The sequence below is a fragment of the Deltaproteobacteria bacterium genome (genome assembly GCA_028818775.1).
Classification (GTDB): domain Bacteria; phylum Desulfobacterota; class Binatia; order UBA9968; family JAJDTQ01; genus JAJDTQ01.
The window spans coordinates 43,891-59,534 of record JAPPNE010000134.1; the positions used below are offsets into that span (position 1 = coordinate 43,891).

The following is a 15,644-nucleotide window of genomic DNA, read 5'->3' on the forward strand; positions in this document are numbered from 1 at the left end:
CACAGACAACATCCGCCCTTCGCTTCCGCAACGGTCCAGCTACACCCGCCGCCGCGATTCCGCCGACTAGCGTTGACTTGCCGTTACCCCTCGAAACGGAAAGGGCCGCGTCTCCCTTGACGGAGAAAGCGCCACGGAGAAAGCGAGCTTCCCAGGGCAACACCCGGAACGCGGAGCCCGCCCCTTCGCCTTGCGTGATTTCAAGCCCGCCGATGTATTCTATTAGTTCCTTCAATCATACTCACTAGCCCCTCCGGTTCGTTGTATGTAGTTCGAGACCCTACCCCTTCGCTTCCCGCCCCTTCCATCAATTTTCCGTCCAGGGGGTCCCCAAAATGAGCACTTTCCCGATGATTTTTCATGCTATTTCATAGCCCCTTTTTCGGCCATTTCATGCCGGTTTTCTGGCATTTTCCCGGTATTCTTCATGCTTTTTTCCGCCGTCGCGAGTCCGGCTTTCATACCCATGCGCCAAGCGTTAGCACAATCTGAACAACGCTTGAGCTTCCGATCCGCAACGGGCCGAAATTCGCATGATACGCAGTCCATTAGTACCCTGGCCCTCCGACTGTCTTTGTTTTTCCTCGCGGAATGTCCGGCGCGACAAATCCCCGAGTTGCGCCTTGCACTAAACTCCGGCCCCGCCCGTACTCAACCGGCGTACAAGCGCCCTCATGAAACCTCTTACGTATCACCTTATCGCCTTCCCCGAACCGCCGCCCGCATGTCCAGCACCTTTGTTCCCGCTGGCGCTGGCGGAAGTCTCTTAGCTCTTGCTGCAAGCCCTGGCGCTGGCGTTTCTCTGTATCGGTCGTCATTGCTAGTTCTTCAACCCCAACTTACCCCGAATCTCCCCCCTCAGGTCGCGCCCCTTCTGCTGCTGCTTCTTGTACCAGCTACGGGAGTATTCCAGACGTTTCTCATAAAGCTCGTAAACCCGGTATAGCTCCCTTAATTCTTCAGCGTCTACTTCAACCATTGCCATTGTATTCTCCTATTACCTGCGTGTTTTCCCCGCAATAAATGAGCTTATCGACCCATTGCCATTGTTTAGGCGTAAGTGAATGTCTCCGCCTGTACGTATCAATCAAACCTTGCGCGAAGTCCTTACCTCGAACGTGAGGCAACAACTGAGTTAGTCGCTTGATTCGATAGCTGCGATTCGCCTTGATCTTCCTTGTATCCACCCTGCCATCACCCACCGATGTATCATCACTCTCAATACGCAGTTGAGAAGTCTCCATATCTCTTTCTCAACACTTAAAACTTACAATAACATAGAACGATAGGTAATTTCCGCTACCCGCAAGTCTGCCTAAATCTTAGGCAATTGCCGATTTGTCGGGCAAAACAAAGGGCCGCACTCCGAAGAATGCGACCCCTACCTAGCACGCCACGCATTGAACCCACTTACTTCACTTTAGCAATGGTGGTCCAGATGTCGCTGGTGTCCCAACCCGAATCAGTTCTTACCAATGTGACTTTCGTCGTATTGGCGGGCACCTGGATTGCCACCACTTCATATTGGCCACGGAAGGCGTCCGCCGCCGCTTCCGCCACTGCCTTCGTCGGGAGAATCAGGGTTTTGTTTACCTTGTCCCGCGCGTTCTCTGCTACAACTACGTATGAGTTCGTTTCCATCTAACCTCCTATTGTGAAGGGGAACCGCGAAGGCTCCCCGGACCCCTTGTCTTTCCGCTTAGTCTCCTACCCCTCGAACGCAGAACGGCCCCGGCAGGTTCAACCCACCAGGGCCGCGCCTTGCTCACTCTATTCCTTCTCGATTGTGTCTCCGGCTACCTCCGTAGCTGTCTTTCAGTTTCTCCGGAGTATAACAAAGAAATCTGTTCAAGTCAATAGTTTTGGCTTGTGTTGGCCCTCAGAGTATGATAAGGCCCGCCGCCCGCCAGATACAAGAAGGGCCGCGTTCCCGAAGAAACCGGCCCTCTTGCGGAGACAAGAAATGAAATGAAGTATCCCTATTGTACCCGATCACTCCCGGAATTTCCCGCCCCGCTCACTTGCCGGTCAATGCGTCGGATACCTCTTGCGCCGCGTCGGCTAAGTCGCTCGCCGCTAGATGAACATAGCGCATTGTCGTCTGTTGGTTCTTGTGGTCGCCTAGTGCGCTTACGATATGCGCCGGGAATCGCTTAGCCGCTTCGGTCAAGTAGGTGCGCTTCAAGTCATGGAGATTGACGCCTTCAATCCCCGCCGCCGCGCAAGCCTTCGCGAACACCAACCTTGCCGTCTTGTACTGGACGCGGCTTCCAGCGGTTGCCCCACGGAATACGTAAGGGTTGCCCTCGTGGCGTGGAAGGCTGGCAAGAAGGTTGTACGCTTCGCTCGCCAGCGGCAACACCCTTTGCCCGGTCTTAGTGTCCAGGTTGGCTATCCTCTGTTCAAGGTCGATGTTTTCCCAACGCAACGAAAGGCACTCCCGGTCAATCCGTAGCCCGGTCCACAGGGCTAGGCGAATCGCGGGAACGGCGTAACTGTTCTCAAACTCCAAATCATCAAGCGCCGCATGTAGCGCCGTCCGTTCACTAGGAGCCAGCACCCTAGTCCGTGCTCGCTCTCGCGCCTTCTCGATACCCTTGCAAGGGTTCGGCCCTTCCCGCCATTCCCACCGCTCCATTTCAGAGAACAGACGAGAAATGAACTGTTGAACCCGGTTCCGTTGCGCTACTCCCGGAATCGTGGCTAGGGCTTGTTCAACATCCCGCCGCTTCACCCGTCCCACCTTCATTGACCCCAACAATGGCGAGACATGCCGCTTAGCTTGGCTCCGGTAGTTCTCAACCGTCTTAGGCGAGAACCGGCCCGCTTCCACCTTTGCCGGTACAGTCTCCGCGAAGAACCGCTCTAGCGCGTCCTTGACGGTCGGCATGTCCTTAGCGTCCTGTCTCCGTTCCTTCGGGCCAGCTTCGCCATTGCGGATTCCGGTCAACTCCGCTCCTGCCCGCTTCCTAGCGTCCAGCAGGGCCATTTCTCCCGGTCTGCCAATAGTCACCCGATGCTGCTTGCCGTCCGCCCGGTAGAACAGGACAAACGCCTTGCGTCCGGTCGGGTAGATGGCACAACCTAGCCCCTTCACCCTGTCATCCCATAGAAAAGTGAGCTTCGGTTTCGGGCTTGCGTCTCGTATCTGTTTCTCCGTCATGGCCCCCCCTTTCAGACTGCTTACTGTAGCAAGTAAGCAATAAGTAAGCAATGAGCCAAAAGCAGAAATAAGCAGAGGGTTCCCCAAAAAATCCTTGGATTTCTTATAACATGCTGAATTTTCTATGGAAATTGTCTAGGAAAAAGCCGCGATAATCGCAGGATTTCCATTAAGCAGAGACTCCCTTTTTCAGCTTTTAAGCAGAGGGTCGCCGGTTCGACCCCGGCACGGCTCACCAACTCATCACCCCCAGACGCCAAGCGAGATCGGGATCTATCACTTAGTTGACAGATTGTAAATATGATTTACAATCTGCCTATGCAGATCGAGAGGGAAGCCCACCAGATCGTCGTCGCCGACCTGAAACAGTTCCCGGCGGTGGCCATCCTTGGACCTAGACAATCCGGCAAGACCACTCTGGCGAAGGCCGTGACCTCGTCACGACTGGACACCCTCTACCTGGACCTGGAACGCCCATCCCACCTATCCCGTCTACAGGACCCGGAGACCTTTCTCTCCTTGCACCGCGACAAGCTCGTGTGCATCGACGAGGTGCAACTGCGGCCCGACCTGTTCCCGCTGCTGCGTTCGCTGATCGACGAGGACCATCGCGCCGGGCGGTTCCTGATCCTGGGTTCGTCGTCTCCCGAGCTTCTCCGGCAGTCTTCCGAGACCCTCGCCGGTCGGTTGTCCTACGTGTACATCACCCCGTTCCACCAGAAGGAACTGCAACGGGCGGAGAAGGCACCCACGGACTGGCGGAGGCTTTTGTGGCGTGGCGGGTTCCCGCCCAGCTATCTGGCAACCACAGACACTCGCAGCTTTCGCTGGCGCGAAAGCTACATCCAGACGTTCGTGGAGCGGGACTTGCGGCAGTTCGGGGTCGACCTGACGCCGCAATACATGCGGCGGCTTTGGCTCATGTGCTGCCACCTGCACGGCCAGATCGTGAACTACTCGGCCCTCGGGCAATCCCTGGACCGAACGCACCCCACCCTGAAGCGGCACATCGACATCCTTGAAGCCACGTTCATGCTGCGCCGGCTGCCGCCCTTCGCCGTCAACATGAAGAAACGGCTGGTGAAGTCACCCAAGCTCTATGTCCGGGATTCCGGGCTGCTTGCCTGCCTGCTGGAACTGGACGGTTTCGGCAAGTTGTACGGCCATCCGGTCTACGGTGCGTGCTGGGAAGGGTTTGCCATCGAAAACGTCCTGTCTCTGCTCCAGCCGCGCGGGATGTACGGCTTTTTCAGGACGCGCACCGGGGAAGAGATCGATTTGGTTGTGGAGCGCGGCGGGAAACGGATCGGGTTCGAGTTCAAGACTTCATCGAGCCCCAGTCTCACCAAGGGCAACCGGGCGGCTGTCGATCTGTTGGGGCTGGACAGGCTGTTTGTGGTCGTGCCGCAGGGAAGCGCCTACCCCATCGACACGAACCGCATCTGGGTGACGCCGCTGGATGAGATCGAAAATCACGTTTGATGCGCATAGCAGGCTGCGTTCGGACTTCCGCTCGGGCACGAAATGGCAACGACGCCCCTCTCCACCCCTGGATTCCCGCTTTCGCGGGAATGACGGAGAATGCGGCGTCGTTGCTCAAGAGTTTCAATACACGTTGACGCGCCGGCATAAAGCCCGCGCCGGCACCTGTTCGGTCGCCCCGGCTCGGTTCACCCCAGCGTCCACTCCTGCCCTTCGACGACTTCGCCGTCGACGCACACGTAGTCCATCTCGTCCTCGGTCCGGGGGTTCTCCCCCGTAGCGTCGACTCGCCGGATGTCTTTTCGATCGGGCTTGTAGGCGGCGAAGCGCAGCAACGCTAGAGCCGTGTCGCCGGTGCTCTCGAACTGGTAGTAGACCCCTTCCGGGAGCAGGATGCCGTCGCCCTTCCCCAGCACCGTGGCCTTCTGGTCCTTGTCGAAGAAGGTCGCCTCGCCGTCCAGCACGACGAACATGTGGTCCTCGCCGGGGTGGGTGTGGAGCTTGTTCTTGCGGCCGGGGGCGTAGTAGTTGAGGCCGCTCATCAGGACATCGGTCCGCACCAGCGGCATGTGGCTTCGCCCGCCGGTGATGCAGGGGGTCTTTACCGAAAAGGTCTGGGCTTCCATGGTTCTCCTCCTTGGGAATGTCCGGTGATCTGGCGCCGCGACGGGCTCCATTAGTGGCCTATCCCCCATTCCGATAGAAATTTCAAGGTCCATTGGCTAGGATGTCCCGCATGGACGCGACCTACGTCATGGTGGTGCGGCACGGCGAGACCGAGTGGAACACCGAGGGCCGGCGCCAGGGCCATCTCGACAGCACGCTCACGGCCAAGGGGCGCGCCCAGGCGGAAGCGCTGGCGCAGCGCTTCACCCCGGAGAGTTGCAACGCCATCTACAGCAGCGACCTGGGCCGGGCGTACGAGACCGCCAAGGTCATCGCGGAGAAGACCGGCCACGATGTGGTCCCCGACGCGCGCCTGCGCGAGCGCAACCTCGGCATCTTCCAGGGGCTCGACGGCGACGAGATCCGCGCGCGCTACCCGACGGAGTACGAGGAGCACCGCAACGGCGGCGCCGATCACGCCGTGCCCGAGGGAGAGAGCTTCCGGCAACAAACCCGACGTAACATGGTCTGCCTGGAGGAGTTGGCGAAGCGCCACGCCGGAGAGATCATCATGGTGGTCACCCACGGCGGTGTCCTGAGCGCCCTGTTCCGGCATACGCTGGACATCTCCCTGGACGCGCCGCGGCGCTTCTCGTTCAAGAACGCCAGCGTCAACCTCTTCAAGTTCCAGGACGGCATCTGGGGGCTGGAGACCTGGGGCGACATCACCCACCTGCAGCGGGTGGGCGCCCTGGACCTGTCCTATTTCTGAACCGCGCGGAGACAACCGGGGACAAGGACGACATGGAACACGAGAGATCACCGGGAGCCAGGTTCCGGCGCGCCGTGCAGGAAGAACGCCCGCTGCAGGTGGTGGGCGCCATCAACGCCTACTGCGCGCTGCTGGCCGAGCGCCAGGGGTTCCGCGCGCTCTACCTTTCCGGCGCGGGAGTGGCCAACGCTTCCTTCGCCCAGCCCGACCTGGGCATCACCACCCTGAATGACGTGCTCGAGGACGTGCGCCGGATCACCGGGGCCAGCCCGCTGCCGCTGCTGGTGGACATCGACACGGGCTGGGGCACTGCCTTCAACATCTCCCGCACCATCCGCGAGATGGTCCGGGCGCAGGCCGCGGCCGTGCACATGGAAGACCAGGTCGCGGCCAAGCGCTGCGGCCACCGGCCCAACAAGCAGATCGTTCCGACGGACGAGATGGTGGACCGCATCAAGGCGGCGGCCGACGGCCGCACCGACGACCAATTCGTGATCATGGCGCGCACCGATGCCTTCGCCAGCGAGGGGCTGGACGCGGCGCTGGAGCGGGTGCGGCGCTACGTGGAGGCCGGCGCGGACATGATCTTCCCGGAGGCCGTGTACACGCTGGAACATTACCGCGCCTTCTGCGACAACGTGGACGTGCCGGTGCTGGCCAACCTGACGGAGTTCGGCAAGACGCCGCTGTTCGGCGTGGATGAGTTGCGCGAGGCCGGCGTGGGGCTCGTGCTCTATCCGCTTTCCGCGTTCCGCGCCATGAGCCAGACCGCCATGGAGGTCTACCGCACGATCCGCGAGGACGGCACCCAGAGCGGCTTGACGGAGCGGATGCAGACCCGGGAGCAGCTCTACGACGTGCTCGGCTACCATGCCTACGAGCAGAAGCTGGACGCCCTGTTCAGCAAGGAATAGCCCCAGCAACCCCAAACCCTTTTTCGCCATGACCGACGTTTCCGTGCGTGACGCCCAACGGCCCCGGCCCGATGCGGTCCTCTCCGACATGGCCGCCTATGCCCTCTCCGAAGGGCCGTTCTCCGAAGAGGCGCGGGAGACCGCGCGCCTATGTCTCATGGACAGCCTGGGCTGCGCCCTAGCGGCGCTGGAGTTCCCGGCGTGCACCAAGCTGCTGGGGCCGGTGGTGCCCGGCGCCGTCATGCCCGGAGGCGCGCGCGTGCCCGGCACCGCGTGGGAGCTGGACCCCGTGCAGGCCGCCTTCAACATCGGCGCCATGATCCGCTGGCTCGACTTCAACGACACCTTCCTGGCGGCGGAATGGGGCCACCCCTCCGACAACCTGGGCGCGATCCTGGCGGTGGCGGACTACCTCGACCGCCGCGCGGGCGACGGCGCCGGCGGCGTCACCATGGGCGACGTGCTCACGGCCATGATCAAGGCCCACGAGATCCAGGGCGTCGTGGCGCTGGAGAACAGCTTCAACCGCGTCGGGCTGGACCACGTGCTGCTGGTGCGCGTGGCCAGCACCGCGGTGGCGGCGGCCATGCTCGGCGGCGACGAGGAGCAGGTGGTAAACGCCCTCTCCAACGCCTGGATCGACGGCGGCGCGCTGCGCACCTACCGCCACGCGCCCAACACCGGCTCGCGCAAGAGCTGGGCCGCGGGCGACGCCGCCGGCCGCGCGGTGCGGCTGGCGCTCATGGCGCTCCAGGGGGAGATGGGCTATCCGTCGGCGCTCTCGGCCAAGGGCTGGGGCTACTATGACGTGCTCTTCAAAAGCCGGCCCTTCTCGTTCAGCCAGCCCTACGGCAGCTACGTCATGGAGAACGTGCTGTTCAAGATCTCCTTTCCCGCGGAGTTCCACGCCCAGACCGCGGTGGAGGCGGCGCTGGAGCTGCACGGCGCGGTGAAGGATCGGCTCGACGACATCGAGCGCGTCGTCATCGAGACCCAGGAGGCGGGCTCACGCATCATCGACAAGACCGGACCGCTGGATAACCCCGCGGACCGGGACCACTGCCTGCAGTACATGGTGGCGATCCCGCTGATCCACGGCGAACTGACCGCGCGGCACTACGAGGACGAGGTAGCCGTGGACCCACGCATCGACGCGCTGCGCGACAAGATGGAGGTGCGGGAGAACCCGCAATTCACCGTCGACTACATGGACCCGGACAAGCGCGCCATCGGCAACGCGGTGCAGGTGTTCTTCAAGGACGGCAGCGCCACGGCGCGGGTGGAAGTGGCCTACCCCATCGGCCACCGCAGGCGCCGGAGCGAGGGCGTGCCGCTCCTGGAAGAGAAGTTCGAGCGCCACCTCGCGGCGCGCCTTTCCGCGGCCAAGTGCGACGCGATACTCCAGGCGTGCGCCTCCCGGGATGTCCTGGAAGCGATGCGGGTGCGGGATTTCATGGATCATTGGGTGGTGGCAGACCGATAGAAGGAGACGTTCGAATGAGGTGGTGCAGGTTCCGAAGCGACAACAAGACGGCCTTCGGGTTCATCGACGACGCGGACAGCGTCAGCGTCATCGGCGGCAGCCCCTTCGAGAACTACACCGTCACCGGCGAGACCCACGCCCTGGCGGACGTCAAGCTGCTGGCGCCGGTCGTGCCGCCGACCTTCTACGCCGCGGGGGTCAACTACCGGGAGCACGTTACGTTCGCCGCACAGGTTCGCGGCGAGGAGCCCGTGTTCCCACCCAAGCCCGACGTGGGGTACCGGGCGGTCAACGCGCTGGCGGCTGACGGAGACGCCATCGTCATTCCCCATGACGCCTCCGAGAAGGTGCAGTACGAGGGCGAGCTGGTGGCGGTCATCGGCCGCACCTGCCGCAACGTGCCCGAGGACGAAGCGCTGGACTACGTGTTCGGCTACACAATCGGCAACGACGTGAGCGAGCGTACGTGGCAGCGCTCCGACCGCACCCTGTGGCGCGCCAAGAACACCGACACCTTCAAGCCCATGGGCCCGTGGATCATCACCGATCTCGACCCGGACGACCTGCACGTGACCATCACCTTGAACGACCGGGTGGTGGGCGAATACGACGTGAAGGACGCCATCTTCGGCGTGGCCCGCTACATCAGCGCCATGAGCCGCTACCTGACCCTGGTGCCGGGCGATGTGCTCTGGATGGGCACGGACGGCGCCACCGAGAACATGAAGGACGGCGACGTGGTGGCGGTGGAAATCAATCACATCGGCACGCTGTGCAATCCCGTGGTGCGGGAACAGGATCCGGCGGGTCCCTGAACCCGAGCCGGAACCACGGTGTCCGAACTCTTCCTCATCCTGGTGACCTTCGTCGCCTCCACCACTGCCGCGGTCGTGGGCCTCGGCGGCGGCATCTTGCTGATCTCGGTCATGCCCGGGCTCATCCCCACGTTCGCCATCATCCCGGTGCACGGGATGGTCCAGATCTTCAGCAACCTCACCCGCACGCTGTTCGGCCTGCGCTACGTGGTGTGGTCGTTCTTCGCGCCCTTCGTAGTCGGGGCGGTGTTGGGCGCCGCCCTGGGCTCGATGCTGGTGGTGGACCTCCGCTCCGACTACCTGCCGTTGATCATCGGCTGTTTCATCCTTCTCATCACCTGGGCTCCGGCCATCCGAAGCGTGCCTCAAATTCCCGGCAAGTTCGGCATCATCGGCGCGGTGCAGACCTTCCTTTCGCTCTTCGTCGGCGTTGTGGGCCCCCTGAACATGCCGTTCCTGATACGCGAGGGCCTGTCCCGCGATCGCGTGGTGATCACGCACTCCACGCAGATGACCGCGGTGCACGTCATCAAGGTGTCCACTTTCTTCTTGCTTGGATTCACCTTTGCACCGTACCTTTACCTGATAGCCGGCATGGTCCTGAGTGCGACCCTGGGCTCCTGGGTGGGCACCCGCTGGCGCTCACGGGTGCCGGAGGCCCTGTTCCGAACGATTCTCAAGTGGGTCGTCACGCTGCTGGCGCTACGGATGATCCTGGGCGTGGGACTCTAGCGCGGCCAACGCCCGCGCATGACGAAACGGAGGCGGTGAGCCATGGCAAAGGAACGTATCAAGGACCTGCTCGACCGCGGCTCGGCGGGTACGGACGTGACCGTGGAGGGGTGGCTGCGCACCGTGCGCCACAGCAAGAACGTCTCGTTCCTCGACATCTCGGACGGCTCGTGCATGGCCGGCATCCAGGCCGTGGCCGCGCCGGAGCTGGACAACTACGAGCCCGAGATCAACAAGCTAACCACCGGCTGCTGCGTGCGCGTGGCCGGACGGCTGGTGGAGTCGCCGGGCAAGGGGCAGCGCTACGAGATCCAGGCGGCGCGGGTCGAGGTGGTGGGCCACGCGGACGACGACTACCCGCTCCAGAAGAAACGCCACAGCTTTGAGTTCCTGCGCACCCTGGGCCACCTGCGCATGCGCACCAACACCTTCGGCGCGGTGATGCGCGTGCGCAACGCCGCCGCCCAGGCCATCCACAAGTTCTTTCAGGGACGCGGCTTCATCCACCTCCACGCCCCCATCATCACGCTGTCCGACTGCGAGGGCGCCGGCGAGATGTTTCGGGTCTCCGCCCTCGACCCCGACGCCGCGCCCCGCACCGAAGGCGGCCGCGTGGACTACTCCCAGGACTTTTTCGGCAAGGAAGCCCGCCTCACCGTGTCCGGGCAGCTCGAGGCGGAGATCGCCGCCCTGGCCCTGACCAACGTCTACACCTTCGGGCCGACCTTCCGCTCGGAGAACTCCAACACGAGCCGGCACCTGGCGGAGTTCTGGATGGTGGAGCCCGAGATGGCCTTCTGCGACATCCAGGGCAACATGGACCTGGCCGAGGCATTCCTGAAGGACGTGACCCGGGACGTGCTGGATGACTGCGACGACGACATGGCCTTCTTCAACCAGCGCATCGACCAGACCGTGCTCGAAACCCTCACGAACATCGTGGAGCAGCGGTTCGAGCGCATGACCTACAGCGAGGCGGTGGACATCCTCCAGCGCTCCGGGCGCGACTTCGAGTATCCCATATCGTGGGGTGTGAACCTGCAGAGCGAGCACGAACGCTACATCGTCGAGGAGCACGTGGGCCGGCCCGTGATCGTCATCGACTACCCCAAGGAGATCAAGGCGTTCTACATGTACCTCAACGACGACGAGCGCACCGTGGCGGCCATGGACGTGCTCGTGCCCAAGATCGGCGAGATCATCGGCGGCTCCCAGCGCGAGCATCGCCTGGCACAGCTCCGCGGACGCATCCAGGAATGCGGCCTTCCCGAGGACGAGTACTGGTGGTACCTGGAGCTGCGGCGCTACGGCAGCGCCCCTCACGCGGGCTTCGGCCTGGGCTTCGAACGCCTGGTCCAGTTCATGACCGGCATGGGCAACATCCGCGACGTCATCCCCTTCCCGCGCGTCCCGGGCTTCGCCGAGTTCTGAACGGTCTGATTTGCAGCCCCAAGCGCCCCTTGATATGTTCCAGCCGTCCGATCACAAAACCCACCCGGAGGCTCTTGCATGATCGAAGCACCGTTCCCCCAGGAAGAGTACGAAGCGCGTCACAAGGAGCTGCAGCAGCGCATGGAGCGCGACGAGCTGGACCTCATCGTGGCCTCGGCGCGTGACAACTTCTGGTACTTTACCGGGCTCGTCAGCTACCAGTTCGACCACCTGATGCGCCCCGAGATCTGCTTCATCCCCAGGGAAGGCAAGCCGTTCGCGCTGGTGTACGGCAACAACAAGGGCAAGGCGGAGGAGCTGCCCTGGTTCGGCGAGGTGCGGAGCTACGTGGACGTGCCCTTTCCGCGCGAGATGATCAGCGACTTCCTGAGCGACATGGGCTACGGCTCCGCCAGGCTGGGTTTCGAGCTCGACGACGACCAGCGGCTGGGCTTTCCGGTGAACTACCTGACGCGGCTCACCGAGGCGCTGCCCAAGGCCAAGATCGAGGACGGCTCCCGAGCGCTCACGGAGCAGCGGCTCTACAAGAGCCCGCGGGAGATGGAGAACATGCGCAAGGCGTGCGACATCTCCCAGAGGGCCTACGACCGCATGCTGCCCGAACTGAAGGCGGGGGTCACGCGCCGGGAAGTGGCCGAGCGCCTCTACATCGCCATGATCGAGGAAGGCGCCCACCCGCGCCATCCCGGCTTTCTCATGCTCAACGCCTCCACCAAGTACGACGAGCGGCGCTACGAGAAGGGCGACCGCATGATCGCGGACTTCGGCGCTTGCTACGAGGGCTACTACGGCGACATCACCCGCCAGGCGATCTTCGGCGCGCCGAGCGCGGATCAAACCAAGGAGCACGCGCTGGCGCTGCACCTGATCCAGCAATGCAAGAAGGTGATGAAGCCCGGGAACTCTATCGCCGAGATTCCGCGAGTGGCCAACGCCGAGTTGAAAAGGAACGGCTACCCCGAGGTGGAGAGCCCCAAGCGCATCGGACACGGCATCGGCATGGCCCGGGCCGAACCCCCGTCCATCAGCGAAGCCGAGGTACGGAACGTGGAGGTGGGGATGGTGCTGGCCATCGAGCCCAAGGTGCGCATCCCCGGGGCCTCCATCCACCTGGAAGAGGACGTGTTCATTACGGCGGACGGGGCCGAGCCGCTGACCGCGGGAGCCGAACGGCTCGATATCATCGAATGATCATGCCGCTGCCGGGCGGCAACGGTCGGCGCAACGGGCCCTCGGATAGTCTGCGTCCTTCGACTTCGCTGCGCCTGTCCTGAGGAAATCGAACCGTTCGTCCTGAGCGTAGCGGAGCGAAGTCGAAGGACGCTACCTGACGGGAAGGACACCATGGCCAACGGAATCCTCTATCTGTCCAACGACGACGTCAAGCGCCTGCTCGACCTCGGCGAGTCCATCGACATCGTCAAGACCGCGCTGCAGGACCACAGCGCCGGACGCGTGGGCTGGTCCGTGCCTGAGGACCTGGCGGTGAAACCCGAGCAAGGCTGGCAGTACTGGGTCACGGGCTGCTCGCTGGAGGTTGCGGCCGGGTTCCGCTTCCGCGCCATCAAGGCCGCGGGCGGCAGCCGCGACCCGTCGCGGCCACCCCAAGGCCCCCGGCGCATCCTCATCCTGAGCGACCGGGAGGGCGGCGAGGTCACCGCCATCATGGACGAGGACTGGTGCCACTCCGTGAGGACCGGCGCCGCCGCCACCGTGGCCTGCCAGTCCCTTTCGCGCCAAGGCGCGTCGGTGATGGCCATGCTGGGCGTCGGCGACACCGCCCGGGCCACCGTGCCGGTCATGGCGCGGGCCTTCGACCTCACGGAGGTGCGGGTGCTGTCCCGCCGGCCCGAGACCCGGGAGGTCTTCGCCCGTGAGGTAGGCGAGGAGCTGGACCTGAACGTCGTCCCCTGCGACACCGCCCCCCAGGCGCTGGACGGCGCCGACCTGGTGGTCTCCGCCACCACCACCTCCGAGCCCTTCGTCAAGCAGGAATGGATCAGTCCCGGGGCCTTCGTCTATTCCATCGGCAAACACCAGGAGCTTGAGAACTCCGCCTACAAGGGCATGGGCAAGTTCGTGGTGGACAGCTGGGCGCAGTGCAAGAAGAAGTCGGACGTAGACAGGATGTTGAGGGAAGGCTTCCTCACGCGCGACGACGTCTACGCGGAGATACCTGACGTCCTGTCGGGGAAGGTCCCCGGCCGGGAAGACGACCAGGAACGGATTTTCATGCGCGCCATCGGCCTCGTGAACCAGGACATCTCGCTGGCCGCATGGCTCTACCAAAAGGCCCTGGAAGAAGGCATCGGAACCCGACTACCCTACTAACTTGCGAGGACTCCCCTCCGTTCGTCCTGAGCCCTTCGACAAGCTCAGGACAGGCTTCGCGAAGCGAAGTCGAAGGACGCTTGGCAACACGAAAAGTTCGAGGACATCAATGGACATCTTCCTCCTCATGGGCCAGTCCAATATGGCAGGCCGTGGGTTGTTGGACGACGTGGAGCCCATCCGCGACGAGCGCATCCGGGTGTTCCAGGACGGCCGCTGGGCCGTCGCGGAAGAACCCCTGCATCATGACCGGCCCACCGCCGGCATCGGCCTGGCCATGAGCTTCGCCCGCTCGGTGCTGGACGCCAACCCCGGCACGGACGTCGGGCTGGTGCCCCGCGCCGTGGGCTCCACCCCTCTCGAAAGATGGATGCCCGGCGCCGACCTCTACGAAGGCGCCGTGGCCGCCGCCCGCGAGGCCGCCAAAGACGGCGCCATCAAGGCCGTTCTCTGGCACCAGGGCGAGCATGACTCCAAGTCGGAGGCGGACGCCGCCAGCTATGGGCGGCGGTTTACCGGTATGGCGACGACACTAAGGGAACGACTCGGAGCGCCCTCCTTGCCGGTGATCCTGGGAGAGCTGGGAGGCTATCTTTCCAAACGCCCCGACTTCCCGCACTACCGCACCGTCAACACCGAGCTGCGTAAAATCCCCGACATCCTCCCCCATTCCGCCTTCGTCAACGCCGAGGGCCTGACCGACAAGGGCGACGACTTGCACTACGATGCCCGATCCCTACGGATCTTCGGTGAGCGGTACGCGGCCGCGTACCTGGCAATGCAACACTAGCCCGGCGCGCGATCCAACTCTCATCGTTTCCGACAGATGCTTCCTCTCGAGGTCATCGGCGAATTGCGTGGCTTCAACTGCGGAGTCAGTTTCCGGCGAGCGTCTTGTCCCCGGCCAAGCGATTCAAGCCGAGCACGAGCAGGAACCCCAGGACGCACAAACCGAGCGCCAGCAAGAAAGCACCGTCGAACTCCGGCAGCGCGTTGACCTCGCGCAGGACCGACGGTTCACCGTGCACCGGCACCGCCGCCTTGAAGGGCCAGACCTTTCGCAACGACCCGGCCATGAGGCCGACGAGGAGCGCGATGGTGATCTGGTGGTGGCGGCGCAGCAGCCAGCTCAGGATGCGCACGAACGGCAGGATGCCGCACACCGCGCCCTTGACCAGGGGCAGGATGGCGAGGAAGTCGCGGTCACGGACGGCGTCGATGGCGAACTCGTACTGGCCCAGGACCAGCAGGATGAAGGAGCCGGAGATGCCGGGGAGGATCATGGCGGTGATCGCGGCGGCGCCGCTGAGAAAGAGTGTCATCCAGTCGTGGGACATTTCCATGGGAACCAGACCCACCAGCCAGTAAGCGGCTCCGGCGCCCGACAGAACGCTCAATGCCGCGGTCACGGACCAGCGCAGCCGCGCGCCTACGGTCACGATGCTGGCCAGGACCAGGCCGAGGAAGAAGGCAAACAGCGGCAACGGATGGTGGTCGAGCAGCCAACCGACGGGACCGGCCAGCACCAGGATGGCAGCAACGATGCCGACCCCCAGGACGACCAGAAAGCGCCAGGGGACAGCGGCTACCGCCTCGCGGAAGCGCAAGCGCGCCAGCATGAGCAGCAGCCGCCAGTTGAATGCCTTGAGGGCGTCCACGAGTTCCTCGTAGATGCCCATGATGAAGGCCATGGTGCCGCCGGAGACGCCGGGCACGACGTCGGCGGCGCCCATGGTGAGGCCGGAGAAGACTACGTAAAGGTAGTGCTTCAGCCCGCGGGCCGGTCGGCTAGTGGCGGCCACGCTGCCGCTAGTGTCGCGTCCCATGATTTCCTGGCACAAGTTGCGCAGGATTTTTTGTCGTCGGCAAGGCGCGATGACGAGCAGTGGCGGGT

The 15,644-nt window shown here is 63.5% G+C and carries 15 protein-coding genes; 10 read left to right on the forward strand and 5 right to left on the reverse strand.

What is annotated here, in order from left to right; translation table 11 throughout:
• Positions 1-820 precede the first annotated feature (820 nt).
• The 3 genes from OXU42_14630 to OXU42_14640 form a co-directional block, all read right to left on the reverse strand.
• Positions 821-985 (reverse strand): hypothetical protein, encoded by a 165-nt coding sequence (locus OXU42_14630; protein MDE0030626.1) that lies wholly within the window; start codon positions 983-985, stop codon positions 821-823.
• A 425-nt stretch (positions 986-1,410) separates the two neighbouring features.
• Positions 1,411-1,641, reverse strand: coding sequence for a hypothetical protein (locus OXU42_14635; GenBank protein ID MDE0030627.1), 231 nt, complete (start codon positions 1,639-1,641; stop codon positions 1,411-1,413).
• A gap of 376 nt (positions 1,642-2,017) precedes the next feature.
• The gene (locus tag OXU42_14640) at positions 2,018-3,163 is read right to left on the reverse strand and encodes a tyrosine-type recombinase/integrase (protein ID MDE0030628.1); all 1,146 of its coding nucleotides are present in this window, start codon (positions 3,161-3,163) and stop codon (positions 2,018-2,020) included.
• 318 nt (positions 3,164-3,481) lie between these two features.
• On the opposite strand from OXU42_14640, the gene OXU42_14645 reads away from it, so the two are divergent.
• A complete protein-coding gene (locus OXU42_14645) occupies positions 3,482-4,645 on the forward strand; it encodes an ATP-binding protein (GenBank protein ID MDE0030629.1) in 1,164 nt (387 codons plus the stop codon).
• A gap of 188 nt (positions 4,646-4,833) precedes the next feature.
• Here the strand turns inward: OXU42_14645 and OXU42_14650 are convergent, their stop codons facing one another.
• A complete protein-coding gene (locus OXU42_14650; GenBank protein MDE0030630.1) occupies positions 4,834-5,271 on the reverse strand; it encodes a cupin domain-containing protein in 438 nt (145 codons plus the stop codon).
• A 110-nt stretch (positions 5,272-5,381) separates the two neighbouring features.
• Here OXU42_14650 and OXU42_14655 point away from each other — a divergent pair, with 110 nt between their 5' ends.
• The 9 genes from OXU42_14655 to OXU42_14695 all read left to right on the forward strand — a co-directional run bounded on the left by OXU42_14655 (position 5,382) and on the right by OXU42_14695 (position 14,540).
• A complete protein-coding gene (locus tag OXU42_14655; protein MDE0030631.1) occupies positions 5,382-6,023 on the forward strand; it encodes a histidine phosphatase family protein in 642 nt (213 codons plus the stop codon).
• 32 nt (positions 6,024-6,055) lie between these two features.
• Entirely contained in the window at positions 6,056-6,937 is an 882-nt protein-coding gene (prpB, locus tag OXU42_14660) for a methylisocitrate lyase (protein ID MDE0030632.1), read from the forward strand.
• A gap of 28 nt (positions 6,938-6,965) precedes the next feature.
• On the forward strand, positions 6,966-8,420 hold the full coding sequence (locus OXU42_14665) for a bifunctional 2-methylcitrate dehydratase/aconitate hydratase (protein ID MDE0030633.1): 1,455 nt from the start codon (positions 6,966-6,968) through the stop codon (positions 8,418-8,420).
• A 14-nt stretch (positions 8,421-8,434) separates the two neighbouring features.
• Positions 8,435-9,235: a fumarylacetoacetate hydrolase family protein gene (locus OXU42_14670; GenBank protein ID MDE0030634.1), complete on the forward strand. Its 801-nt coding sequence runs from the start codon at positions 8,435-8,437 to the stop codon at positions 9,233-9,235.
• A gap of 18 nt (positions 9,236-9,253) precedes the next feature.
• The gene (locus OXU42_14675) at positions 9,254-9,967 is read left to right on the forward strand and encodes a sulfite exporter TauE/SafE family protein (GenBank protein MDE0030635.1); all 714 of its coding nucleotides are present in this window, start codon (positions 9,254-9,256) and stop codon (positions 9,965-9,967) included.
• A gap of 42 nt (positions 9,968-10,009) precedes the next feature.
• Complete coding sequence (gene asnS / locus OXU42_14680; protein ID MDE0030636.1) at positions 10,010-11,398, forward strand: asparagine--tRNA ligase; 1,389 nt, start codon at positions 10,010-10,012, stop codon at positions 11,396-11,398.
• A 78-nt stretch (positions 11,399-11,476) separates the two neighbouring features.
• Complete coding sequence (locus OXU42_14685; GenBank protein ID MDE0030637.1) at positions 11,477-12,610, forward strand: Xaa-Pro peptidase family protein; 1,134 nt, start codon at positions 11,477-11,479, stop codon at positions 12,608-12,610.
• Between the two features lie 153 nt (positions 12,611-12,763).
• A complete protein-coding gene (locus OXU42_14690; protein MDE0030638.1) occupies positions 12,764-13,750 on the forward strand; it encodes an ornithine cyclodeaminase family protein in 987 nt (328 codons plus the stop codon).
• Positions 13,751-13,859: 109 nt separating this feature from the next.
• Complete coding sequence (locus tag OXU42_14695; protein MDE0030639.1) at positions 13,860-14,540, forward strand: sialate O-acetylesterase; 681 nt, start codon at positions 13,860-13,862, stop codon at positions 14,538-14,540.
• A gap of 85 nt (positions 14,541-14,625) precedes the next feature.
• Here OXU42_14695 and OXU42_14700 read toward each other — a convergent pair whose 3' ends face one another.
• Positions 14,626-15,576 (reverse strand): DUF368 domain-containing protein, encoded by a 951-nt coding sequence (locus tag OXU42_14700; protein ID MDE0030640.1) that lies wholly within the window; start codon positions 15,574-15,576, stop codon positions 14,626-14,628.
• Positions 15,577-15,644: the final 68 nt, after the last annotated feature.

Bases quoted from the DNA above. Each gene is read 5' to 3' on its own strand.
- OXU42_14630 (MDE0030626.1), bottom strand. From the start codon at position 985: ATGGCAATGGTTGAAGTAGACGCTGAAGAATTAAGGGAGCTATACCGG.
- OXU42_14635 (MDE0030627.1), bottom strand. From the start codon at position 1,641: ATGGAAACGAACTCATACGTAGTTGTAGCAGAGAACGCGCGGGACAAG.
- OXU42_14640 (MDE0030628.1), bottom strand. From the start codon at position 3,163: ATGACGGAGAAACAGATACGAGACGCAAGCCCGAAACCGAAGCTCACT.
- OXU42_14645 (MDE0030629.1), top strand. From the start codon at position 3,482: ATGCAGATCGAGAGGGAAGCCCACCAGATCGTCGTCGCCGACCTGAAA.
- OXU42_14650 (MDE0030630.1), bottom strand. From the start codon at position 5,271: ATGGAAGCCCAGACCTTTTCGGTAAAGACCCCCTGCATCACCGGCGGG.
- OXU42_14655 (MDE0030631.1), top strand. From the start codon at position 5,382: ATGGACGCGACCTACGTCATGGTGGTGCGGCACGGCGAGACCGAGTGG.
- prpB (MDE0030632.1), top strand. From the start codon at position 6,056: ATGGAACACGAGAGATCACCGGGAGCCAGGTTCCGGCGCGCCGTGCAG.
- OXU42_14665 (MDE0030633.1), top strand. From the start codon at position 6,966: ATGACCGACGTTTCCGTGCGTGACGCCCAACGGCCCCGGCCCGATGCG.
- OXU42_14670 (MDE0030634.1), top strand. From the start codon at position 8,435: ATGAGGTGGTGCAGGTTCCGAAGCGACAACAAGACGGCCTTCGGGTTC.
- asnS (MDE0030636.1), top strand. From the start codon at position 10,010: ATGGCAAAGGAACGTATCAAGGACCTGCTCGACCGCGGCTCGGCGGGT.
- OXU42_14685 (MDE0030637.1), top strand. From the start codon at position 11,477: ATGATCGAAGCACCGTTCCCCCAGGAAGAGTACGAAGCGCGTCACAAG.
- OXU42_14690 (MDE0030638.1), top strand. From the start codon at position 12,764: ATGGCCAACGGAATCCTCTATCTGTCCAACGACGACGTCAAGCGCCTG.
- OXU42_14695 (MDE0030639.1), top strand. From the start codon at position 13,860: ATGGACATCTTCCTCCTCATGGGCCAGTCCAATATGGCAGGCCGTGGG.
- OXU42_14700 (MDE0030640.1), bottom strand. From the start codon at position 15,576: ATGGGACGCGACACTAGCGGCAGCGTGGCCGCCACTAGCCGACCGGCC.